Below are 22063 nucleotides of genomic sequence, written 5' to 3' on the forward strand. Positions count from 1 at the left end.
ACCCTTCGACTAGCCTTGAGCCTCCACACAATTGTTAATGATGATTGCTGGTGGAACCTGGATGTCGTCGAGTTCTAGAGGGCGCGCGAGTGCTGGCGCAGTCCTTGAAACTCACTGAAACCCCGTACGCAAATCCCCTTCCCGTGCCAGGAACCGCCCTTCCCTGCGCCCGTTGGCCTGACCATCGCGGTAGCTCAACACACCGTTGACCCATACGCCCTCGATACCTTGTGCCGCCTGCTGCGGATCGTTGAAATCGGCGATATCGCGGATGGTTGCCGGATCGAACAACACCAGGTCCGCCCAATGACCTTCGCGGATTTCGCCGCGTTCCTTCAAACCGAAGCGCGCCGCCGATAGCCCGGTCATTTTGTGCACGGCGGTGTGCAGCGGGAACAATCCTACGTCACGGCTGAAATGTCCGAGCACCCGGGGGAATGCGCCCCACAAGCGTGGGTGCGGAAACGGGTCTTCCGGCAAGCCGTCGGAGCCGACCATCGACAGCGGATGCGCGAGGATTCTGCGCACATCCGCCTCATCCATTCCGTAGTACACCGCACCGGCCGGTTGCAGTTGGCGAGCGGCATCCAGCAACGGCACATTCCATTCGGCGGCGATGTCCATCAGGTCGCGGCCGCCCATTTCCGGGTGCGGGGTCGACCAGGTGATGGTGATACGGTGGGCATCGGTAACTTGCTTGAGGTCCAGGGTCGATGAGCTCGCCGCATATGGATAGCAATCGCAACCGACCGGATGGGTTTTCGCCGCCTGTTCGAGGGACGCCAGCAGCTGCGGACTACGCCCCCAGTTACCGGCGCCGGCACATTTTAGGTGGGAAATGATCACCGGGCTTTGCGCATGACGACCGATCCGGAAGGCCTCGTCCATGGCCTCCAGCACCGGTTCGAATTCGCTGCGCAAATGGGTGGTGTAGACCGCCCCGAACGCGGTCAACTCTTCGGTCAGTTGCATCACTTCCTCGGTGGATGCCGAGAAGGCGCTGGCATAGGCAAGACCGGTGGACAGGCCCAGCGCACCGGCCTCAAGGCTTTCGCGCAGTTGCTCGCGCATCGCGCTGATTTCATCGGCGCTGGCGGTACGAAACAGGTCGTCCAGATGATTGCTGCGCAACGCCGTGTGGCCGACCAACGCAGCAACGTTCAGCGTGGTGTTCGCCGCTTCGACCGCCGCGCGGTAATCGCGGAAGGTCGGATAAACGAACGCCGCAGCCGTACCGAGCAGGTTCATCGGGTCCGGCGGATCGCCACGCAAACTCACTGGCGAAGCACTGATCCCGCAGTTGCCGACGATCACCGTGGTCACGCCCTGGCTGAGCTTGGGCAGCATCTGCGGCTGACGAATCACAACGGTGTCGTCATGGGTGTGCACGTCGATGAAACCCGGCGCCAGCACATGGCCCTGCGCGTCGATTTCCTCGCTGGCGTGGGCATCGCGCAAGTCGCCAATACGCTCGATGCGCCCGTCGAGAATGGCCACGTCGGCGGGGTAACCGGGGCTGTTGCTGCCATCGATGATCAGGGCGTTGCGAATCAGCGTGTCGTACAGCATGTCAGTCTCCCAGCGGTAACTGATCGTCGCCGCCGCGGTATTCGTCGAGGACGAGTTTATTACGCTCAGTCGTGTTGCATCCTGGCGCGCTTGAGCAATTTCTTGCAACGCTCGGACAAATGCAGCACCCGCAGATGCTTGCCGGCCTTGGCGTAGCGCTCGCGCAAGGTGCCCAGCGCGGCGATGGCCGAGTAGTCGACAAAACTCAGATGCTGGCAATCCAGCGTCACTTGCACCGGGTCATTGGCCGTATCGAACTGATTGAGAAACGGTGTGGTCGAGGCGAAGAATAGCGTGCCATGCACCCGGTACAGCTTAGTGCCGTCGTTCTCCAGGTGGCTGTCGGCATACAGCTGACGGGCCTGCTGCCAGGCAAAGTTCAGCGCCGCAATGATGATGCCGCAGAGCACCGCAATGGCCAGATCGGTGAAAACGGTAATCACCGTCACCGCGATGATCACCAGCACGTCATTCAGCGGCACTTTGTTCAGCACCCGCAACGAGGCCCAGGCGAAGGTCTGTTGCGACACCACGAACATCACCCCGACCAGCGCGGCCAATGGAATGCGCTCGATCAGCGGCGAGAGAAACAGAATGAACAGCAGGATCGACACCCCGGCCACCAACCCGGACAAACGGCCGCGCCCGCCAGAACTGAGGTTGATCACGGTCTGGCCGATCATCGCGCACCCGCCCATGCCGCCGAACGCACCGGACACCAGATTCGCCGCCCCCAGCGCCACGCACTCGCGATCCGGGTAACCACGGCTCTCGGTGATTTCGTCGGTGAGGTTCAGGGTCAGCAGGGTTTCCAGCAACCCGACCAGCGCCATCAGGATCGCATAGGGCGCGATGATCCGCAGGGTGTCCAGATTCCACGCGATGTCCGGCAGCGCCAGCGTCGGCAAGCCACCGGCAATGTGCGCCATGTCGCCCAGGGTGCGGGTCGGCAGGCCAAGCAGATACACCGCCAGGCCCACACCGAGAATCGCCACCAGCGCCGGCGGCACGGTACGGGTCAGGCGCGGCAGCACATAGACAACGGCCATGGTCACCGCGACCAGCCCGAGCATCATGTACAGCGGCGCACCGCTCAACCAGGCCTCACCACTCTTGAAGTGCTCCAGTTGCGCCAGCGCAATGATGATCGCCAGGCCGTTGACGAAGCCGAGCATCACCGGGTACGGCACCATGCGCACCAGCTTGCCGAGCTTGAGCAGCCCGAACGCCATCATGATCAGCCCGCCCAGCAACACCGTGGCCAGCAAGTACTGCACGCCGTGCTGAACCACCAGCGCGACGATCACCACGGCCATCGAGCCGGCGGCGCCGGACACCATGCCAGGTCGCCCGCCGAACAGCGCGGTCAGGGTGCAGATGATGAACGCGCCATAGAGCCCCATCAGCGGATTGAGGTGCGCCACCAGCGCGAAGGCGATGCACTCGGGCAACAGAGCGAAGGACGTGGTAAGTCCGGCCAGGACATCGGCGCGTAGACGTTTTGCTTTCATGGGGAACCGCACACAGGGAGAGACGAGAAAAGAGTGTGCGGATGTTACGGAATTGACGACAAACCGGCCAGTTAATGAACCTCTGAAAAAGCTTCGCGAGCAGGCTCGCTCCCACATTTGATCTGCGTCCGACTCAAACTCCGTGTACAACGCAAATCCCCTGTGGGAGCGAGCCTGCTCGCGATGGAAGCAACGCGGTTTAAAGCGAACTCACACCATCTCGCCGAGAATCCACTCAACCACCGACGTGCGCTTCGGCACCCAGCCCAGCAACTCTCGGGCATGCTTGCCGCGCACCCGGCTGTTGGAACCCAGGCCATAGTTGGCCATTTCATAGCCCCACTCGGCTTCAGCATCCTTGAGCGGCCAGTCTTGCGGTTCGCCCAGGTTCAGCGCCTGGGCCATGGCGGTGGTCATGTCGATGAACGACGCTTCACCGCTTTCAACGAAGTAGAAGGTGCCAGGTACGTTTTCAGTCAGCGCCAGCAGGTACAGCGCAACCACGTCTTCGATGTGCACATTGGACCAGATGTTCCGGCCCGTGCCGACATGGCGTACCACGCCGCTTTTGCGCGCCTGTTTGAGCAGGCGCGGCAGCTGCACGCTGTCGCGATGGACGCCCAGGCTGTGGCCGTAGATCAGCGTGTTGCAGATCACCGCCGAGTTCACCCCGTCCATGGCTGCCGCCAGGATCAGATTATCGATGGCCACGCGCGCGGCCTTGTCGACTGTCGGTTCCGGCAGGTTGTCTTCGAAGTAGATGACATCACTGGATTTACCGCCCGAGGCATCACCGACAATGCTCGAACCGCTGGTGTGCAGGAACACTTTGCCAGCACCGCGCAGGGCATCGAGCAAGGCTTCCACCGCACCACGATGATCACTGCTGGCCGCGTTGATCACCGCGTCGGCAGCCAGCGCCTGATCGGCCAACAGGGCACTGTCGTCCAGACTGCCCACCACCGGAGAAATGCCCAGTGCGCGCAGTTGATCGGCTTGTTCGGCGCTGCGTACCAGACCGGTGACGTTGTGGCCGGCCTGGACCAGGCCCGTGGCGATGGAGCCGCCGATAAAACCGGCAGCGCCGGTGACGAATACGTTCATGGAGAAACTCCCTGCGTTGATCAGTGATGCAAGGAGTATCAAGGAGCGATCACTGCCGAAAAATGCCCTCTGACCCAATTCACTTTTGCGCAGGAATCACGAATGAGCCCTTGAAATCTGCGCTCGCATAATCCGCCAACTTGCCCTGGATAAAGTCCAGGAAGCATTGAATCCGCAGGGCCAGCTGTGAATTGCGGTAGTACACCGCGTTGATCGGCTGACGATAGCCGCTGTTGAATTCGGCCAACAACACTTTCAAGCGTCCGGCACGAATGTCTTCGATGGTCATGAAATGCGACAGGCTCGCGATGCCTTGGCCATCCAGTGCGAGATGGCGGATGGTCTCGCCGCTGGATGCGCTGATCGACGCCTGGATCGGCCAGCGATCGCCATGCACATAACGCAGCGGCCATTGGTTGAGGCCTTCGTTCTGGGTAAATCCCAGCAGCGAATGCTCGGAGAGGTCGGCCACGGCTTGCGGTGTGCCGTGCTTTTCCAGATACGCCGGGCTGGCAACGATGTGCAGCGGGCTGCAACCCAGGGAGCGGGCATGCAGTGTCGAGTCGGTCAGGGTGCCGATGCGGATGGCGATGTCGGTGCTCTGTTCCAGCAGGTCGATGATCAAGTCATTGCTGTTGAGTTCGAGCTGGATGTCCGGGTAAAGCCTGCGGAACTCATCGATGTAGGGCACGATGGCGTGCAGCATGAAAGGCGATGCCGCGTTGATCCGCAGCCGCCCGGACGGCGTTTGCTGGCGTGAGGACAGGCGCTCTTCGAGCTCGTCCATCTGATCGAGAATCCGCTTGGCGTGCTCGAAGAAGTACTTGCCCTCTTCGGTCAGGTCCATGCGCCGCGTGGTGCGATTGATCAGCGTGGTGTCGAGCTTGGCCTCCAGCCGCGACAGCGTGCGACTGACCGCCGAAGGCGTTTGCCCGACCTGCTCGGCTGCCGCAGAAATCGACCCGCATTCAATCACGCAGACGAAAATCTGCAATTCATCGGATCTGGCTTTCACGTGTGTCCTCGTTTGCGAATCGGCGCTGCGATCTTCCTGGCCGTTGCATCGGATAGTAGCCGAGCGTTAAGCCTTGAGGCCAAACACCTCAGCCAAATGCTGCTCATAACGCGCCACGTCGCCTTCGATGTTCGGGCGCTTCATCACGTCCACGCAGAGGAACGTCGGCAACCCGGTCATGCCAAGGAACTCGTTGGCCTTGTGGAACGGGAAGTACACCGCGTCCACGCCTTTGGCCTCGAAGAAATCGGTCGGATCGTCGAAGGCTTGCTGCGGGGCGTTCCAGGTCAGCGACAACATGTATTGCTTGCCGTGAATCAGGCCGCCGCTGCCGTATTTCTGCGAGGCGTCGGAGCGAGTGCGACCGTCGCTGGCATAGAGGCTGCCATGGCCTTCGGTGAAGACTTCATCGATGTACTTCTTCACGGTCCACGGCGCGCCCATCCACCAGCCGGGCATCTGGTAGATGATCACGTCGGCCCAGAGGAACTTGGCCACTTCTTCGGCGATGTCGTAGCCCTCGTCGATGAAGGTGGTTTTCACATCCATACCGCCGCGATCCAGCACGCTCAATGCGGCTTCATGCAGGGTGGAGTTGTAGCGGCCGTCGGAGTGCGCAAATTTTTTGCCGCCATTGAGCAACAGGACTTTTTTCATGAGAGATCTCGGGAAGGGTCGGGAATCGGATGGCGGCAGAGTACCGATCGGCCTCGCGCGGAATAAGCCTCGATTTGGCAAAATTCATTTGATCTACAAGCACGAATCAACAGCCGATTGTTGCCTTAGACTGGCATCAGTTCTGACTTGAGGAGAGATGTAGATGAGTGAAATCCAGGGCTTCATCCTGCACGCCAAGACTCGCCCGGAAAAATCCGACGCCTTCGAAGCATTTTTCAGCGGCTACGTGCAAGCGAGCCGCGCCGAGCCTGGCTGCATCGAATACCACATGCTGCGCGACAAGCAGGACCCGACCCTGTTCATCTTCTACGAGATCTGGCAATCCCAGGCCCTCCTCGACGTGCACTCGAACCTGCCGCACATGAAGCAGTTCCTTGAGCAGCGTGATGAATACCTGGAACGGGACTTCGAGATCCGCGCCATCGAGATGATCAGCCCGTCGTCCGCTAGCCGCTGATCAGCAAATGGCCGCCGAGCACACCCAGGCCAACGAAAAACACGCGCTTGAACAGCAGGGCGCTGATCCGCTGGCGCAGCGATTGCCCCAGCCACATGCCGAGCATGGCCGGGATCAGCGCCAGCAGCGATGCGTTCAACTCGCCCCCGCCGAGTGCGCCACGCCATAGCAATCCACCGGCCAGGGCCAGGGTCGAGACGGTGAACGACAGGCCCAGCGCCTGCACCAGCTCGTCTTTGCTCAAGCCCAGCGCTTGCAGATAGGGCACCGCCGGAATCACGAACACGCCGGTGGCCGAAGTGATGACGCCGGTCAACACGCCACACAATGGACCGAGCCAGTGTTCGCTGCGCCGCCCCACGCGCAGAGTCGGCAGGAGCAAACCGCTCAGCGCATACAGCAACAACGCCGCTCCCAACCCTCGCACCACCCAGTGACCACCGCTCATGCCGATCCACAGCGTGCCTGCCCCGGTGCCGATGAAAATCGCCAGCAACATCGGCCACAACCGTTTGACCAGCCCCGACAGATGCCCGCCGAATGCCAGTTGCCAGACGTTGGTCAGGGTCGCAGGAATGATCAACAGCGCCGCAGCCTGTGTCGGCGCCATAGCCAGACCGAGCAGGCCCATGGCAACGGTCGGCAGGCCGAGGCCGATCACGCCCTTGATCATGCCGGCCAGCACAAAGGTGCCGATAACCAACAGCGAAAGGGTTAAACCGAGATTCTGATAAAACGCCGAGAGAGTGTTCATGGGGCTATGGTGAGCCCGCAAAGGTTGATTGAAAATCTGCCATATACTGAGGCTGCCTCTTGTGTTGACAGAGGCTGAGTATTTCGCTGAAACGACTGGCCTCTTCGCGGGCAAGCCCGCTCCTACAGGTGACGCGATCCACTGTAGGAGCGGGCTTGCCCGCGAAGGCGCTAGTCCAGACAGCAAAAAATCCGGGGATGACAATGCACTTCGACCTGACCGACCTGCGCCTGTACCTGAACATCCTCGACTCCGGCAACATCACCGCCGGCGCCGCACACAGTCATTTGTCCCTCGCGGCGGCCAGCGCGCGAATTCGCGCCATGGAGGCGTCGCTGGGCGTCGAGTTTCTACTGCGCAATCGCCGTGGGGTCAGCCCGACGCCGGCCGGCAATGCCCTGGCCCGACACGCCCGGGTTCTATTGCAACAGGCCGAACGCCTGCAACAGGAACTGGCCGAATACGCCCAGGGCGTCAAAGGCCAGGTGCGGCTGCTGTGCAACACCACGGCGATCACCGAGTACCTGCCAGAGTTGCTCGCGGATTTCCTGCGTAGCCATCCCAACCTCGACATCGACCTGCAGGAACTGCCCAGCACCCGCATCACCCACGCCTTGCGCCAGGGGGCGGCGGACCTGGGCATCGTTTCCGACGCGGTGGACACCGATGACCTGCAAACCCGACCGTTCCGCGATGATCCGCTGGTGTTGATCATGCCCCGGGAACATCCCTTGGCTCATGCGACCTCAGTGAGCTTCAGCGACACGCTGCATCACGACTACGTCAGCCTGAATGCCAACAGCGCCTTGGCGGTTTACCTGGAAGAGCAGGCACTGCACGCCGGCCTGCGCATGCAGATCCGCATCCGCGCCGATGGCTTCGATGGCGTGATGCGCATGGTCGCCCGAGGGGCGGGGCTGGCAATCATACCGCTGGCCGCGGTCGAACGCAGGTCAGGCGGACAGCCCCTCAAAAGCCTCGCCCTGCAAGAACCCTGGGGCCAACGCAAACTGCTGCTCTGTGCCCGGGACTTCGCCGCATTACCCGGCTATGCCAAGGCCCTGCTGCACGCCTTGACTCTCCCCTGAGGGACAGACTTTATCCTTGAGGTTTGATCCTCAAGGACAGCGATGATGGGCAAACGAATACTGGTGATCCTCGGGCATCCGTCCGGCAACAGCTTCTGCGCCACCCTCGCCGAACGTTACACGCAGTCGGCAGTGCGCGCCGGGCATGAGGTGCGTCAGTTGTTTCTCGGCACAATGAATTTTGACCCGGTGCTGCGTGAAGGCTATCAACAGGTCCAGCCGCTGGAGGCCGACTTGCGTAACGCCCAGGCCGACATCCTGTGGGCCGAACAACTGACGCTGGTTTATCCGATCTGGTGGGGTGGAATTCCGGCCTTGCTCAAGGGCTTTTTCGACCGGGTGTTCTTGCCGGGTTTTGCTTTCAAGTATCGCCAGGGCAAAGCCTTTCCCGACAAACTCCTGCGCGGCCGAACCGCCCACCTGCTGGTGACCATGGACACACCGCCCTGGTACTACCGATGGATCTACCGCATGCCCGGTTTGCATCAGGTCCGCAAAACCACGCTGGAATTCTGTGGCATCAAGCCAACCCGAACCCTCACCTTCGGGCCAATTCTCGGCGCCAGCGCAGACCGGCATGCGGCCTGGTTACGGCAAGCCGAAGCTATCGCCAGCGGGTGAGTCTGTCGATAATGCACCGAGCTTTACCCTCGGAGAAAAGGACCTTCCCATGTACATCGGCCAAGCCGCGCAACGTTCCGGAACCACTGTCAAAGGCATCCGCCACTACGAGTCGATTGGCCTGCTGCCTGCCGCTCGCCGCCAGGGCAAGTACCGCATCTATGACCAGCACAGCGTCGAACTGCTGATTTTCATCAAATGTGCGCAGCAGCTGGGTTTCAGACTCAAGGAATTGCAGTCAATCTTCGCCGGACATCTGGGCCCACAGTTGCCATGGGAACGGGCACATCAGGTCATCGCCAGCAAAAAACAGGAAATCGGCGAACGGATAGCGGCGCTGTCGCAACAGCACTCGCAATTGGTCGAGTTCGAGAACAGCCTCGAACAATCCCGGCTCGACTGTCCACTGAACCGTATTTGAGGGTCGTGCGTTTCTGGACAGCTCAGTGTCGAGCACAGACAACTGATGGTTGGGCAGGCGCTATAGGGTGCGACTTCAGTTCTTGAGCCCACTGCCCGGAGTCATCATGACCGCACCGATTACCGTTCTTCGCGACACCCACCCGTTGCCCGTGCTCGACGCCTGCAAATGGGAAAAGCTCGAAGGTGACCCGCACACCGTCAACCTCAACGCCTACACGAGTGAAGACGGCAGCAAGATCATGGGCACCTGGATCTGCACGCCGGGCAAGTGGTACGTGGAATATGTGAAGTGGGAGTATTGCCATTTCCAGGAAGGCTACTGYGTCATCACCCCGGAAGGCATGGCGCCGATCCACCTGCGCGCCGGTGACATTTTCGTCATCGAGCCAGGCATGAAAGGCACCTGGGAAGTGGTGGAAACCGTGCGCAAATATTTCGTGTTTGCCTGATAAAGCAAAAGATCGCAGCCTTCGGCAGCTCCTACGGGGTGTATACATTCCCCTGTAGGAGCTGCCGAAGGCTGCGATCTTTTCTTTCTGCCAAATAAAAAACCGGGAACCCGCCCGACGCGGATTCCCGGAAATATCCCTTATTGCGGTTTGCGATAACCATTGATGATCGCCGAGAAGTCCTGACCACCCTCCCCACGCAAACTCATCGCCTGATACAACTGCTGCGCCACCGCGCCGAGTACCACCGGCTGGTGCGCCTGACGTGCCGCTTCAGTAGCCAGCCCCAGATCCTTGAGCATCAGTTCGGCACCGAAACCACCGGTGTAACCGCGCGACGCCGGCGCTGTTTCAACGATGCCCGGCCACGGGTTGTACATCTCCGAACTCCAGCAACGCCCGGTTGAGCTATTGATGATGCCCGCCAGCACCTTGGTGTCGATGCCCAGGGCATCGCCCAGCGCCATGGCTTCGCTGACGCCGACCATGGAAATCCCCAGCAGCAGGTTGTTGCAGATTTTAGCGATTTGCCCGGTGCCGACCTCACCACAATGGACGATGTTGCGGCCCATTTGCGCCAGTACCGGTTGCAGGGTGGCGAACAGTTCGGGAGTGGCGCCGACCATGAAGGTCAGCGTCCCGGCGGCTGCACCACCGGTGCCGCCAGAGACCGGCGCATCGGCCATGGCCACGCCCTGTTTGGCCGCGGCGGCGGCCACGTCCCGCGCGGTCTGTGGATCGATGGTGCTGCAATCCACGGTCGGTACACCTTTGCCGATACCGGCGAGCACGCCGTCTTCACCCAGCCACACGCTGCGTACATGCACCGCGGCAGGCAGCATGGTGATCACCAGTTCGGCGCCCTCTGCCGCTTCACGGGCCGATGCACTGATACTGCCGCCCAGTTGTTCCAGTTCCGCCAGCACGGCTTTGTTCAGGTCCACCAGGCGCAGTGCATGGCCGGCCTTGATCAGGTTGCGCGCCATCGGCGCGCCCATGTTGCCCAGACCGATAAAAGCGATTTTCATGTCCGGCTCCTTAACGCAGGTTGATGGTGGTGTTCACACCGTCGTTGACGCTGTCGTCATCGAACCAGCGGCTGGTGACGGTCTTGGTCTGAGTGTAGAACTGCACCACTTGCTTGCCGTACGGGCCGAGGTCGCCAAGCTTGGAACCGCGCGAACCGGTGAAGCTGAAGAACGGCACCGGCACCGGAATCGGGATGTTGATACCGACCTGGCCGACGTCGATTTCGTTCTGGAATTTACGTGCCGCCGCGCCGCTCTGGGTGAACAGGCCCGTGCCGTTGCCGAACGGGTTGGCGTTGACCAGGGCAATGGCCTCGTCGAGCGTATTAACTTCCAGCACCACCAGCACCGGGCCGAAGATTTCCTGGGTGTAGATCTGCATGTCGGTGGTCACGCCGGAGAACAGGGTCGGGCCGACAAAGTTGCCCTTCTCGTAACCGGGAACCGAGATCTCGCGACCGTCCAGCTCCAGTTTGGCGCCTTCCTTGATGCCGCTCTCGATCAGGTCGAGAATCCGCGCCTTGGCCTTTTTCGAGATCACCGGACCGACATCGGTGCCCGGCTCGCTGCCGGCATTGACCTTGAGCTTTTGCGCCAGCGCCTTCAGATCCGGCAACCATTGCTTGGCCGCGCCCACCAGCACCACCACCGAGGTGGCCATGCAGCGTTGACCGGCGGCACCGAAGCCGGCACCCACCAGCGCATTCAGCGCTTGTTCGCGATTGGCGTCCGGCAGCACCACGGCGTGGTTCTTGGCGCCCATCATCGATTGCACGCGCTTGCCGTGTTTGCCGGCCAGGTCATAGACATGAGTACCGACGGCGGTTGAACCGACGAAGGAAACTGCCTTGATGTCCTTATGGGTGCAGAGCCCGTCCACCACGTCCTTGCCGCCGTGCACGACGTTGAGCACACCGGCCGGAATGCCCGCCTCGATCGCCAGCTCCACCAGCAGCATGGTCGACATCGGGTCCTGTTCGGACGGCTTGAGCACGAAGGTGTTGCCACAGGCGATGGCCATCGGGAACATCCACAGCGGAATCATCGCCGGGAAGTTGAACGGAGTAATGCCTGCGCACACGCCGATCGGTTGGCGCAGGGTGTAGGTATCGACGCCACCGGCGACGTTTTCAGCGAATTCGCCCATTTGCAGGCTGCCGATGGAGCAGGCGTGCTCGACCACTTCCAGTCCACGGAAAATGTCGCCTTCGGCGTCGGCAATGGTCTTGCCCTGCTCGGCACTCAGGACCGCRGCGATGCGCTTGGAGTGTTCGCGAATCAGTGCCTGGAGCTTGAGCATGATGCGCATCCGCGCGCCGATGGGCGTCAGCTTCCAGGTCTGGAAAGCGCGATGGGCTGCGCTGATGGCCGCGTCGACTTCTTCGGCGGTGGCAAACGGCACTTTGGCCAGCACTTGCTGGGTCGCCGGGTTGATGATGTCGTGCCATTCGGTGGTCTTGGATTCGACCCACTCGCCGTCGATCAACAGCTTGACCTTCTGCACGGTGGTTTCGTTGGGCGTGAGCGATGCGTTCATGTGGGTCTCCAGATCTTTGTTTTTATCTTGGGAGTCAAGGCGAGAAAGTCGCCTTGAGATGAGGCGTGTGCCGCGAATTGGTTAACGGACTGTTTTTGGAGTATAGATGTGCAAACTTCTAATAAGAACGCACATAAAAACCGGTCCAACATGCAAAAAAACATCACCTCCCTCGGCTCATTGAACTGGGATGACCTCAAGTTTTTCCTTGAAGTCGCCCGCACCCGCAAGGCCAGCACCGCGGCCAAGCGCCTTGCGGTGGACTACACCACGGTGTCGCGACGCATCAGCTCCCTGGAAACCGCGTTGGGCACATTGCTGTTCGAAAAATCCCGGACCAACGGCTTTATCCTGACCGCCGAAGGCCAGCGGTTGATGGGGTATGCCGAGTCGATCGAAAGTACCCTGCACATGGCGTGCGAGCAGGTTTCCGGGTCTGGCGTGGCCCTATCGGGTCACGTGCGCATGGGCTGCACCGAAGGCTTCGGCAGCTTTTTCATCACGCCGCAGCTGAGCCACTTCGTCGACACCTATCCGGCCATTTCGGTGGATATCCTGCCGCTGCCGCACTTCATCAGCCTGTCCAAGCGCGAGGCCGACATTGTCATCGCTCTGGAGCGTCCGGAGCATGGCCCGTACGTCTGCTGCAAACTATGCGACTACCGATTGCAGCTGTATGCGACCCAGGATTATCTGGACAACCACCCGCCGATCCGCAAACCAGCCGATTTGGCCAAGCATTCATTTATCAGTTACGTCGACGACCTGGCCTTCAGCTCGGAGCTGTTGTACCTGGCCAACGTATTGCCCGGCGCCAGCGCCAACCTGCGCAGCACCAGCGTGATCGCGCAGTTCGTGGCCGCGCAGCAAGGACGCTCACTGGCGATCCTGCCGTGCTTCCTCGCCACCCAGGACCCGCGCCTGCTGCCGGTGTTGCCGCAGGAAATCAATATCACCCGACAATTCTGGATGTACTGCCGCGAAGACCTGCGCAAGCTCAAGCGGATCACCCTGTTATGGGATTACATCCGCGAGGTCACCGAGCAGAATCAGGGTCTGCTGATGGGTGAAAGCCGGGAGATGCTGTTTGCCGATTAGTGAATCTTCAAGGAATCAGGTAGGGGCATCGTAACGAGGCCAACAGTCCTTTGCCAACGGTTTGTAACAGAGGTTGGTACGCAACTTGTAACACCTCGCCACCGGGGGTCCACAGTATGTGCGGAGCCTTTTAATCGGCATCGAGGTCGCGTAAGGACCCCATGCGGGCACGCCCGACAAGCCTCAGGCACGAGGGGCCTACGGGGGACTTTGGGACCATAGAAACGCTGAGGTGGTCATCCAGTTTTTCTGCCAGATTCTCAAAGAGGCTCCCAAAGCAGGATTGTGCCGCTAAGCTGAGTGCTCATATCAGTGACTCGGAAGTCATCAATGGAACTCACACCGAACCAGAAGATTGAGCTGAAATACTTTGACTCTTTTCGCCAACACTACGCACTGCCACACGGGACTATTGAACACAGTGACAAACCAGATGTGCTCGTCCTTGGTGAAGGCGAGCAGAGAATCCTTGGTATAGAGATAGTTAGGCTCTACAAAGAAGACGGTGAACTCGAGGAGAGTGACCAGCAGCAAATCCCAAAGCGGCGCATAGTGGTTGAATTGGCCGAACAGATGTACAGGACACTCGGAGGTCGAAGGATTGAGCTAAGTGTAGGCTTTGACCCCAAGCATCCGATTGGGCGAAAGCCGCATATGCAGAAAATTGCGAATGACCTCGCCTCGTTCGCTTTGGAAATTTCATCACAACAAGATGGCCATCAGAGCTATAGCCCACTCGAAGACACGCCAGAACTGAGCTGGATTTTTCACAATGGAAAGGAATATCCGAATAGTGCTTGGCGTCCCTTGCAGAGCTACGACATTCCTGAGCTATTAGTCCCACGAGTAAAAGATCTAGTTGCACAGAAAATCCGCAAGACTCAGGGGTACGAGGCGTGTGGGGCAATGTGGTTATTGCTCATTGTCGACTTTGCGGACGAATGCCAAGATCAGGGCATTCACTGGCCCGCAGAAGAGAGCGTCGGGCAAACACCTTTCGAGCGGATCCTCATCTTTAAGACTCGCTTCAATGAGGTCGTTGAGGTGACGCAGCAGCGCTGCGATGTCATTGACACCACCACGGCAAGCTCACCCGTCACGGCCACCAAGTAGAACGCACACGACATCCCCAAGGCCTTCGACCAAAGGGCCACCTTGAGCAACTCCCAAAGTAGGCCAAGGAATCGGTGGGTAGCCAGAGTGCAGGCCTACGACTGGCGTAGTCGCATAATCGCATCTGTGATCGCTTGTGCATTTGTGTCCAGCGTTTCCATTGCCACCATTGCGTTTGCTGAGACACTTCCGACTCCGTTATCTGAAAGCCACTTGGACACTTCTTCAATGGCAGCGCCCAGGGCGTGCTGGTTATGCAGGAGCAATGTCAGTGCGTCCGCTGTGGCGATCTTGGCATCTGAGTTATCTGACATGGGTATAGTCCTTGAGTGGTGATACGGGAATCCTAGTTCACCTTACCGCTGGCTGGTGCTTGGTGGTAATTGCTCAGGCCTGCCCAATCGTTTGCGTTCGATTTGACCTTCCTTGGGGTCGGATTTGACCCGCACGCTTCCTGATTATGCCCGGTGCGGCCCTTCGTGACCGGCAGTTAACGGCCAAAAGCGCTCGCTCATAGGCGATGTTAACGGTCGCGCAAACACCGCAGAAATTGATAGCAAGCGGTCATCAGGTATATGCGATTTAAGTTAGGTGAAAACAGAAAATGCCGACAAGAATATTCCCCCCACTCACCAAATCAGCTGGGCAAAAATGAATCCGATCTTGATTCCTCTCTAGCTTCGTATGCCACCAAAATATTCTATCTCGCCGCCCCCAAGAAATTGTTCTGTCAGCCTTAGCTCGAGCGTTTCGCCTAGTGGCGCCGTTTTCATCGGAGAGATCTACTCCATAAGGCCCAAACTCGGCCTCGACATCCTCTCGAGGTCCAGAGAAAATCCTTCTTCCCTCATCAGACAGTGCCGACAAATGCCTAACTACTGGACCGACCAAGTTAGTGTATGGCTTACTCATACCCTTTATTCCATTGAACGCCCCTTCAACAAAATCAAGTTCTTTAAACGCTGAGGATGCATACATCTCCATCTCGGCAGGCGACGAAGTAAGCTCGCAAATAACCCACCGGAACAAGTTTTCATCGCCTCTTTGACTGGCCACAAACCAAACGCCGACAGCGCCTCCATCGCTCGTGACATTTAAAAATGAGTCACCAGTCGCAAGCGAACTTGTTATGCACGCAACAACACAATCAATCCCAGCCAGCATAATGAAACATGCCCACGCTATTGAGTAGGAGCAATCCACCCCATCTCTTTCAAACTTGACTGGAAGTACTGTCGCACCTCCAATATCGAAATCTTGGATAGTGCTCAACCTTGAGAATACGACCGCCAATCTGATACGAACTTCAGGAGATATCGATATCGGAGTTTGCGGATTAAACAACTCCCAAATCGTGCATCCGTTGTATACCGGACGAAAAAACAGCTCATCAGAGTAAAAACAATCGTACCCAGCTAGAATTGCGTCATCCATTCTATCAAGCACAGATTCTAGCGCAGATATATACTCATCATTAGTGCAGCCATTAAAGTCCAGACAAGTTTCATCCATGACATATCGCATTTATCTAGGCCGCCTAATCCGCGTGAGAGCCGCAATATCCAAATGATACTGGTCAAAAAAGCCTGCAGGCCAAGAGGAAACCCCTCCAATCTCGGTAAACTCTAAGCTATCAGGAGCACTTTCATCCCCATCGAAATAATGAACAATTGACTGAGTATGCTTCAAAAGCTTATGCGACCCTATCGCAAGCCTAATTCCATTCAGAATATGATCGGAATGGGTCTCCACAACAACCTGTACACCGGAAGCAGCAATTATGGCCAGAAAAACGCCCATATGTGACTGCCCAGCAGGATGCAAGTGAGCCTCTGGATTCTCGACTACTAAAACTCCGCCTTTCATCGCAGTAAGCCCCGCCAAGATAACAGGGAGAGCATAGGTGACGCCAAACCCCATATTTGTAGGCTTTAACCAAATATCAGAAGTTCGAAATTTTAGAGCTGTAACTGACGTCCCTGGAAATGTTTCGGTATCGATCTGGATCGGCCTAGTAATCAGCGAAAGCCATGCTTCTGCCTGAGATTTAAGTAGAGGTGGAATCGAATCGTCGGTGATGAATCTTCGTTCTTCCTCCACACTTAATTTTCCACCCAGCGTATCTAAAACCTGAGCAGTAAATTGCCCAGAACAACCAACTTCGAGCATTGTGGATGGAAGGGCAGCAGAACCCTGCGTCACTCGGGGGCCCAACCTCTCTGCTTGTAAGTACTGAAATGAACGAGGCTCGCCCTTAAACACCGACTGAGGCCTTGGCAGATCAACCTTTGCATAAAGCCCTGTATCTCCCTCGCCAAAGACCCAAGTATTTTCTATTCGGCTACCATCATGATCGCTACCGATTATCACACTAAAATTACTGGTGGTTTCGTGATTCAAAACGTCACTAAACTCTCCGAGCTCTAATCCATAAGGGCCATTCAACTCTACAACGCCGTCATCTCGACGCCAAGCTTCTGCTGTAAGCAACAGCGAGTGAATTACAGATGTTTTGCCCGCTCCATTGATACCTGCCAATATTGTAAGGCTGCGCATATCAAAAACATGATCAGAAAATCTTTTAAAGCCTTTAATACGGACGTCGGTAATCATCGAACTATTCCCTCAAGGACTTTCCGAGTCATTTCAAGTCGGCGCTGAATCTTCAATACGTCACCAGTACCAGATTTAACAGCATTGTCATAAACCGGATCTTCAAATAACTGCAAAAAACCTACTAGAATTTGATCTTGAAAAGGCATTAACTGCTCAAGAGAGTAATCTGCCAGCGCAAGGGCCTGGGATTCGAATATCGCACGGTTTATTGGACCTCGCCTTGAGCTATTGTACTGATAACGTCGAAAAGCAAGCCCGCCTAGTATTTCATGAGAGTTGATCATCGCTTGATCAAAAACACTTACCAAGTCGTCATACTCTGTGTCTGCTACAGCATGACTATCTAGCCGCCTAGTAAAATCTAACAAATAAGAATCTAGACTTGCTGCCTGGCCATAGTTCTCTACAGAAAAATCACGAAACGCACAAAAACGAAGCGCCATCTCGCGATCGGACATACGGCGATTATCGCGATGTATCGAACCATCTTGATCTTGGCCCCAGAACGCAAAACCAGTGGCAGCATCGAAATTAGTATTTTCGACTAGAATAGCCAGTAACGACCTCGACCGCTCCTTGCTCATACAGTGACGAATTTCTTGCGGACTAAGAGGCGTCCCGCCAGTATTTACACGGTTGAAAATATCATACTTAACTTCATCAGGTGTTTGTGGCTCAATCACGTGAGCGACAATTTGAGTACCTGAAAAACGTCTACGCGTAGCTGGATCCAATGTTGAGTAACAAAGCCCCTGCAATGGCTTTAAATACTCCATGTGTTCCTCTTCAAGCTTGAGCTCATCTGACATAAAAAGTCGAATGGTTGTCAGCCTCTGCACGCCATCAATTACCTGATGAGCACCAACATCATCTTGATTAAAGTAAAATGCAGGCAAAGGAATCCCGAGCAAAATTGACTCAATCAACCTAATTTGCTGCCTAATCTTCCAAACAAAACTCCTTTGAAAGTCAGGGGCAAGGTCCAAATCGCCCTCTACTATCTGAGTAAAAATCTCTCGTACAGTGAAGTTTTTGGTGGTAATCCTTATATGTTTAGGATCCCACGGCCTAACTGTAAGCACCTCGCCCTCAGTGACCTCTTCGTCAAGACCTTCTACTTGATCGCTGTCATCAATATTACTAGGCAACTTATTAATCACAGATGAATTTCCTTGGGTTGGCTCTTAAGAAAACGGCTGCGCTTTTAAAGATAATCATCAGCAGGCGAGGTCTTAAATTTCTATTGGGGCAAGATTAGTCCTTCGAATGCTGAAGGTCTAGTATGAGACCGCCGCAATTCAGCCCGGCCCGCCCCATGATTCACCTCTGAGGTCCCAAACGCACTTGACTGATTGTTTGTAGCTGAAAACAGACATGCGCTGACCGTCTGCTTTTGTCCGTTCTCTGTCGGCCGTAAGCCACCCTTTGAAATCCGCTGATACCCAAGCCTTTCATAGGCTGCGCCTGTCAAGGATCGAACATCCCCTTGAATCGAGACGAAATATCAACGAGATGTCGGCCAGAACGGCAGGTTAATCGCACAGGGTGGGTCGAGGTTAAGAGACATTCGAGTGCCACCTCACCATCAAGGGCCAAGAGCTATAGCGACGTACGGAGCGCGGGGCTAGGTTGCAAAAAGACAGATGCCGCTAAGTAAGGACTCGGCCAAGGTCTGTATGCCTGAGGCAAGGTAGCCACTAGCATTCCTCCTGTGCGCTGTGGTCTAGGGAGGGGCCTCAGGCAGGGGCGGGGGGTACGCATAGCACAGTGCAGCACAGAGCGCCTCACACCAATAGTTACAATGTAACAATCCGATTTAAAAACCCCCCAACAGCCACTAGGGCCATCGGGGAAAGGCGACTCAAACGAACTAAGTACACAGAGGGCTGCACTTACTCCTAGCACCTAGGGATTGCTCCTAAGGTGCCAGTGATAAACGACCTCAGTAACCGGCTGTATCCAGCTCTTCGGCTGTGACAGTACCGGCCTTGATCTTCTCTAGCAGCTCAAGCTGTGCCTTGGCATCACGGGTACGATCAGCCAGAGCCTGAGCCTTAGCCTCTTCATCACGGATACGGGCAGCCTCAGCCTTACCTTCTGCATTTACAGCTGCCTCTGCCTTGAGTAGACGCGACAGGTTGAACTCGACAGCACAGGTGCGGACAGTATCAGGGCGCGGGCCAGCTACCTTGGACATCGGGTTATATGTCAGGGCATGCAGGATCTTGTCTGAGTGCAGCTCGTTCCAGCCAGCTCCGGCCAGTGCCAGCGCATCGTCTTCACTGAGCAACGTGCAGGACAGGTCTTCGACTAGAGAGCGTGCGTGCTGATGACCATAGAACGGGCAGGCCAATACAGACAGCTTAGCCCGAAGGGACTTAGCCAATGCACGGGAGCGGGAGCCGTCATCGAACACTAGGCTGTACACCTCAGCACCTACCGAAGCCCAGCTCTTGTAATAGGTCGGGGCCATGATCGTACGACGACCACCGTTGCTATCTCGGCGGGCACCCGCAAGGGCACCAATGAAGGCAGGTAGGGTCGGTGAGAAACGATCGGCTAGCAGTGCTTGCCATTCGTCATACGCGAAGTCTGGCGAGCGGTACTTGTTCCTGAACAGGTCGCTGTCAGGGGCTTGGGTTTCAATGCTGTTCATCAGCTCCAGCAGGAAGGTAAAGGCGTTCTGGTAGTCCTCGGGACGTGGCAAGTTGGCTGGCAGTTCGCCAATGTACCGACCATGTACCTTGAGGCATTCCAGATGCTTGACCACTTCGGCGCCTACCATCGCCATGTCTCGCAACTTCGCATCGTGAGAGTCACGACCGGGGATCAGGTAGGAACGGTAGGCGCGGAAACTGGCGGTGATGCCATCGGCTACACGGGATACAGGGTTGCGGGACAGCTCATCCTTGGCACGGTCGGTGCCGTATTGCTTGAGCAATTCCAGTGCAGGGCGAACCTCCATTTCATTGATGGTCAGCGCGGAGTTGTAATTCAGGGAAGTCATTGTGTCACCTCTTGGGTATTAGTTAGTTTGGGTTAGTTATTTCTTATTTTTTTTTTTTATTAGCGTGCTTCTCTGGCCGCACTCTTTGACCAGTAACAGGGTCAACTTGCCTTGTGTGCAACTGAGGAGGCCGACCGGGAGCAAAGCAAGACACCACGTCTGCGATTAGGGGAAGGAGATATGGTGCGCGAGTCATTTGCGGTAGCGTTTGTTTGGCTTCGTCGCAAAGTTGATGGCACCTACGTTGTGCAGCAGCCAATCACGGGCGCCAGGAGCCAGATCCAACTCGGGACCATTGTTGCCACGGTTGCGGACATAGAACCCAGTAGCTCTACCCTTACTAGTTTCCGCCACTTCGCCGCAGACAATGCGCCAGAAGCCATGAGTCTCGTAAATGTATTGTTTTGCAAGTAGCGGACGCTCGATGCCATACATGTCACAAGCAACTGTCCACGTCATCGAGTTTTTATTATCGATGCGGGAATATGCCCTGAGCTTGTAGCAGTTATCGGCAAACAATTCCTGATGCGCCATTGCGCCAGACGCTCATATACCTGAGCTGATAACAGTGCGTCACTGCGGACAGCGATGAAGACAGAAACAACCATCTTGTAGAAGTCGTTACTAACCCACATAGCGTAGGCGATAGTGGCTACCTCGGTGCCCAAAGTCTCGCTACCAACCAAGCTGTGCAAATTTGCACAAGCTGCCAAGTCGCGGGAAATGGATGTACGCCATTGGGCTGGACGTTTGGAGTTTGGTAGGCCTAGACGACAGTGCATCTCTGTGAGGTTAAACATACCCTGAGTATCAGGGACAAATTTGTGGCTATTGCCTTTTGCATCGCGCAGGGTAATAGGCAGCGCCTTACTAGGTTCTGGGTTCATGGTCATCTCTATATATTTGGGTGGATTGCTCTCATTAATGGATAGCTGACAGCCTTCTTGAACCGATATAGACGGCGACCAAACCGGAGAACCCCGGAACCAGAAGGCTGACAGCTATGCACTACGAAAGTTAAATATGCAATTTTGCACAGTTTAATAAGGCGAGCTGGGAAACAGTGGCTACAGGGAGGGTCCCCACAGCCTTATCTATACAGCAACTTAAAACCCCGAAGCGTTGCGCTTAAGGTCTGCCTGCATCAGCTTCTTCGACTGCGGAGACAGCGCGACAGGCTCAGGTGATGCCTGTTTTGGCTGGCCAGTGTTGGCAATGGTTATCTGACCCAGCATGTACTGTTGCTCTGTCTGAACTTTGCGATTAAGCATGCTGCCCTCCTTATGCTGGAACAATATCCGCGCCATCGTTGGTGATAGCTATCCATGCGTCACTTGGCTTATTGCCAGCGGCCATATACAGCACAGGCTTAGCGTAGCCACTGACAGTAATCATGGCGCCGTAACGCTTGCCACTCTCGTGCTCTTGGTTAATAGAGGAAGCTTTGTTGCTCACATCAGTGCTTGGATGCACCGGCATATTGTGCAGCGTTACGCCTTGCTTCTTGGTCGCCTTAAATGCGCCGAAGTCGCCGGTAATTGGAGTTGCCATGGTCTGTTACCTCTCTGTGATTGTTAAGGTGGCGGTGAGTGTGCGCAGTGAGGACCGAACAATTAATGCCCCATTAAAGAAACTGGCCGCTAATGGTTGTTACTGGTTGCTACTGTCACTTTCCCTAGCGGGTCTTTTCTCATAAGAGAAAAGAAGAATTGATACTGTTGCTACTGTTGCAACTGTTCTTCTTGTCCTACCAATTCCATTGGGATCGCAGACCGATGAACCTAATAATAATTCTCATTTAGGACATCGACCTGTGCAATTGAAACAACGCTTGACCGTTTGTATATATCGCGATAGGGCGAATACTCGACTCGCTATTCTATAATGTAACTTAATTACCGGGTCTATCGGTGTGAGACTTTCTGGGACTCCCGGCCAAAACGAGAGAGCCCTTGAGCCTCGCTATGGGCGCCTGAGCTTTTTGTGGGACGCGTA

Annotated in this window: 23 protein-coding genes; 7 read left to right on the forward strand and 16 right to left on the reverse strand. The window is 56.6% G+C overall.

All coding sequences use genetic code 11. The annotated features are described in order from the left end of the window. Positions 1-111: 111 nt before the first annotated feature. From AC1DWG_RS16250 to mdaB, 5 genes are all read right to left on the reverse strand, one after another. A complete protein-coding gene (locus AC1DWG_RS16250) occupies positions 112-1569 on the reverse strand; it encodes an N-acyl-D-amino-acid deacylase family protein (protein WP_477788005.1) in 1458 nt (485 codons plus the stop codon). 65 nt (positions 1570-1634) lie between these two features. Beyond that, positions 1635-3080, reverse strand: a complete 1446-nt coding sequence (locus tag AC1DWG_RS16255) for a SulP family inorganic anion transporter (protein ID WP_477788006.1) — start codon at positions 3078-3080, stop codon at positions 1635-1637. Between the two features lie 210 nt (positions 3081-3290). Then, the gene (locus tag AC1DWG_RS16260; RefSeq protein ID WP_477788007.1) at positions 3291-4184 is read right to left on the reverse strand and encodes an NAD-dependent epimerase/dehydratase family protein; all 894 of its coding nucleotides are present in this window, start codon (positions 4182-4184) and stop codon (positions 3291-3293) included. A 79-nt stretch (positions 4185-4263) separates the two neighbouring features. After that, positions 4264-5199, reverse strand: a complete 936-nt coding sequence (locus AC1DWG_RS16265; RefSeq protein WP_477788008.1) for a LysR family transcriptional regulator — start codon at positions 5197-5199, stop codon at positions 4264-4266. A 66-nt stretch (positions 5200-5265) separates the two neighbouring features. Next, positions 5266-5856 (reverse strand): NADPH:quinone oxidoreductase MdaB, encoded by a 591-nt coding sequence (gene mdaB, locus AC1DWG_RS16270; protein WP_477788009.1) that lies wholly within the window; start codon positions 5854-5856, stop codon positions 5266-5268. 163 nt (positions 5857-6019) lie between these two features. On the opposite strand from mdaB, the gene AC1DWG_RS16275 reads away from it, so the two are divergent. Then, positions 6020-6334 carry a putative quinol monooxygenase gene (locus AC1DWG_RS16275; protein ID WP_477788010.1) on the forward strand — a complete coding sequence of 105 codons (315 nt, stop codon included), beginning with the start codon at positions 6020-6022 and terminating at the stop codon, positions 6332-6334. Here the strand turns inward: AC1DWG_RS16275 and AC1DWG_RS16280 are convergent. Further along, complete coding sequence (locus AC1DWG_RS16280) at positions 6324-7088, reverse strand: sulfite exporter TauE/SafE family protein (RefSeq protein ID WP_477788011.1); 765 nt, start codon at positions 7086-7088, stop codon at positions 6324-6326. The genes AC1DWG_RS16275 and AC1DWG_RS16280 overlap by 11 nt on opposite strands. A gap of 203 nt (positions 7089-7291) precedes the next feature. Between AC1DWG_RS16280 and AC1DWG_RS16285 the strand changes: the two genes are divergently transcribed. From AC1DWG_RS16285 to AC1DWG_RS16300, 4 genes are all read left to right on the forward strand, one after another. Further along, positions 7292-8176 (forward strand): LysR family transcriptional regulator, encoded by an 885-nt coding sequence (locus AC1DWG_RS16285; RefSeq protein WP_477788031.1) that lies wholly within the window; start codon positions 7292-7294, stop codon positions 8174-8176. Between the two features lie 42 nt (positions 8177-8218). Then, positions 8219-8797, forward strand: coding sequence for an NAD(P)H-dependent oxidoreductase (locus AC1DWG_RS16290; protein ID WP_477788012.1), 579 nt, complete (start codon positions 8219-8221; stop codon positions 8795-8797). A 49-nt stretch (positions 8798-8846) separates the two neighbouring features. Continuing rightward, positions 8847-9218 (forward strand): MerR family transcriptional regulator, encoded by a 372-nt coding sequence (locus AC1DWG_RS16295; RefSeq protein WP_477756019.1) that lies wholly within the window; start codon positions 8847-8849, stop codon positions 9216-9218. A gap of 106 nt (positions 9219-9324) precedes the next feature. Next, the gene (locus tag AC1DWG_RS16300) at positions 9325-9669 is read left to right on the forward strand and encodes a cupin domain-containing protein (protein WP_007988984.1); all 345 of its coding nucleotides are present in this window, start codon (positions 9325-9327) and stop codon (positions 9667-9669) included. A 140-nt stretch (positions 9670-9809) separates the two neighbouring features. Here AC1DWG_RS16300 and mmsB read toward each other — a convergent pair whose 3' ends face one another. Further along, the gene (gene mmsB / locus AC1DWG_RS16305; protein ID WP_150728379.1) at positions 9810-10697 is read right to left on the reverse strand and encodes a 3-hydroxyisobutyrate dehydrogenase; all 888 of its coding nucleotides are present in this window, start codon (positions 10695-10697) and stop codon (positions 9810-9812) included. A 10-nt stretch (positions 10698-10707) separates the two neighbouring features. Continuing rightward, positions 10708-12234, reverse strand: a complete 1527-nt coding sequence (locus tag AC1DWG_RS16310) for a CoA-acylating methylmalonate-semialdehyde dehydrogenase (RefSeq protein WP_477756017.1) — start codon at positions 12232-12234, stop codon at positions 10708-10710. 150 nt (positions 12235-12384) lie between these two features. Between AC1DWG_RS16310 and AC1DWG_RS16315 the strand changes: the two genes are divergently transcribed. Next, positions 12385-13332, forward strand: a complete 948-nt coding sequence (locus tag AC1DWG_RS16315) for a LysR family transcriptional regulator (protein WP_477756016.1) — start codon at positions 12385-12387, stop codon at positions 13330-13332. A 330-nt stretch (positions 13333-13662) separates the two neighbouring features. Then, positions 13663-14445: a hypothetical protein gene (locus AC1DWG_RS16320; protein ID WP_477788013.1), complete on the forward strand. Its 783-nt coding sequence runs from the start codon at positions 13663-13665 to the stop codon at positions 14443-14445. A gap of 95 nt (positions 14446-14540) precedes the next feature. On the opposite strand, the gene AC1DWG_RS16325 is transcribed toward AC1DWG_RS16320, so the two are convergent. The 8 genes from AC1DWG_RS16325 to AC1DWG_RS16360 form a co-directional block, all read right to left on the reverse strand. Next, complete coding sequence (locus AC1DWG_RS16325; protein WP_477788014.1) at positions 14541-14759, reverse strand: hypothetical protein; 219 nt, start codon at positions 14757-14759, stop codon at positions 14541-14543. 268 nt (positions 14760-15027) lie between these two features. Further along, positions 15028-15957: a hypothetical protein gene (locus AC1DWG_RS16330; protein WP_477788015.1), complete on the reverse strand. Its 930-nt coding sequence runs from the start codon at positions 15955-15957 to the stop codon at positions 15028-15030. Between the two features lie 12 nt (positions 15958-15969). Beyond that, positions 15970-17058, reverse strand: coding sequence for an AAA family ATPase (locus AC1DWG_RS16335; RefSeq protein ID WP_477788016.1), 1089 nt, complete (start codon positions 17056-17058; stop codon positions 15970-15972). After that, entirely contained in the window at positions 17055-18221 is a 1167-nt protein-coding gene (locus tag AC1DWG_RS16340; RefSeq protein WP_477788017.1) for a DUF262 domain-containing protein, read from the reverse strand. Before AC1DWG_RS16340 ends, AC1DWG_RS16335 begins: the two co-directional genes overlap by 4 nt. 782 nt (positions 18222-19003) lie before the next feature. Then, positions 19004-20068, reverse strand: coding sequence for a hypothetical protein (locus AC1DWG_RS16345; RefSeq protein WP_477788018.1), 1065 nt, complete (start codon positions 20066-20068; stop codon positions 19004-19006). A gap of 192 nt (positions 20069-20260) precedes the next feature. Continuing rightward, entirely contained in the window at positions 20261-20602 is a 342-nt protein-coding gene (locus tag AC1DWG_RS16350; protein WP_477788019.1) for a hypothetical protein, read from the reverse strand. A 572-nt stretch (positions 20603-21174) separates the two neighbouring features. Beyond that, positions 21175-21339: a hypothetical protein gene (locus tag AC1DWG_RS16355; protein WP_477788020.1), complete on the reverse strand. Its 165-nt coding sequence runs from the start codon at positions 21337-21339 to the stop codon at positions 21175-21177. Between the two features lie 10 nt (positions 21340-21349). Beyond that, the gene (locus AC1DWG_RS16360; protein WP_477788021.1) at positions 21350-21619 is read right to left on the reverse strand and encodes a hypothetical protein; all 270 of its coding nucleotides are present in this window, start codon (positions 21617-21619) and stop codon (positions 21350-21352) included. Between the last annotated feature and the right edge of the window lie 444 nt (positions 21620-22063).

It is taken from the genome of Pseudomonas sp. P4_B3, assembly GCF_056402295.1.

Coding starts and splice junctions, on each gene's coding strand:
- mdaB (WP_477788009.1), bottom strand. CDS start 5,856: ATGAAAAAAGTCCTGTTGCTCAATGGCGGCAAAAAATTTGCGCACTCC.
- AC1DWG_RS16320 (WP_477788013.1), top strand. CDS start 13,663: ATGGAACTCACACCGAACCAGAAGATTGAGCTGAAATACTTTGACTCT.
- AC1DWG_RS16295 (WP_477756019.1), top strand. CDS start 8,847: ATGTACATCGGCCAAGCCGCGCAACGTTCCGGAACCACTGTCAAAGGC.
- AC1DWG_RS16285 (WP_477788031.1), top strand. CDS start 7,292: ATGCACTTCGACCTGACCGACCTGCGCCTGTACCTGAACATCCTCGAC.
- mmsB (WP_150728379.1), bottom strand. CDS start 10,697: ATGAAAATCGCTTTTATCGGTCTGGGCAACATGGGCGCGCCGATGGCG.
- AC1DWG_RS16255 (WP_477788006.1), bottom strand. CDS start 3,080: ATGAAAGCAAAACGTCTACGCGCCGATGTCCTGGCCGGACTTACCACG.
- AC1DWG_RS16280 (WP_477788011.1), bottom strand. CDS start 7,088: ATGAACACTCTCTCGGCGTTTTATCAGAATCTCGGTTTAACCCTTTCG.
- AC1DWG_RS16315 (WP_477756016.1), top strand. CDS start 12,385: ATGCAAAAAAACATCACCTCCCTCGGCTCATTGAACTGGGATGACCTC.
- AC1DWG_RS16330 (WP_477788015.1), bottom strand. CDS start 15,957: ATGGATGAAACTTGTCTGGACTTTAATGGCTGCACTAATGATGAGTAT.
- AC1DWG_RS16275 (WP_477788010.1), top strand. CDS start 6,020: ATGAGTGAAATCCAGGGCTTCATCCTGCACGCCAAGACTCGCCCGGAA.
- AC1DWG_RS16290 (WP_477788012.1), top strand. CDS start 8,219: ATGATGGGCAAACGAATACTGGTGATCCTCGGGCATCCGTCCGGCAAC.
- AC1DWG_RS16335 (WP_477788016.1), bottom strand. CDS start 17,058: ATGATTACCGACGTCCGTATTAAAGGCTTTAAAAGATTTTCTGATCAT.
- AC1DWG_RS16360 (WP_477788021.1), bottom strand. CDS start 21,619: ATGGCAACTCCAATTACCGGCGACTTCGGCGCATTTAAGGCGACCAAG.
- AC1DWG_RS16345 (WP_477788018.1), bottom strand. CDS start 20,068: ATGACTTCCCTGAATTACAACTCCGCGCTGACCATCAATGAAATGGAG.
- AC1DWG_RS16350 (WP_477788019.1), bottom strand. CDS start 20,602: ATGGCGCATCAGGAATTGTTTGCCGATAACTGCTACAAGCTCAGGGCA.
- AC1DWG_RS16355 (WP_477788020.1), bottom strand. CDS start 21,339: ATGCTTAATCGCAAAGTTCAGACAGAGCAACAGTACATGCTGGGTCAG.
- AC1DWG_RS16260 (WP_477788007.1), bottom strand. CDS start 4,184: ATGAACGTATTCGTCACCGGCGCTGCCGGTTTTATCGGCGGCTCCATC.
- AC1DWG_RS16325 (WP_477788014.1), bottom strand. CDS start 14,759: ATGTCAGATAACTCAGATGCCAAGATCGCCACAGCGGACGCACTGACA.
- AC1DWG_RS16250 (WP_477788005.1), bottom strand. CDS start 1,569: ATGCTGTACGACACGCTGATTCGCAACGCCCTGATCATCGATGGCAGC.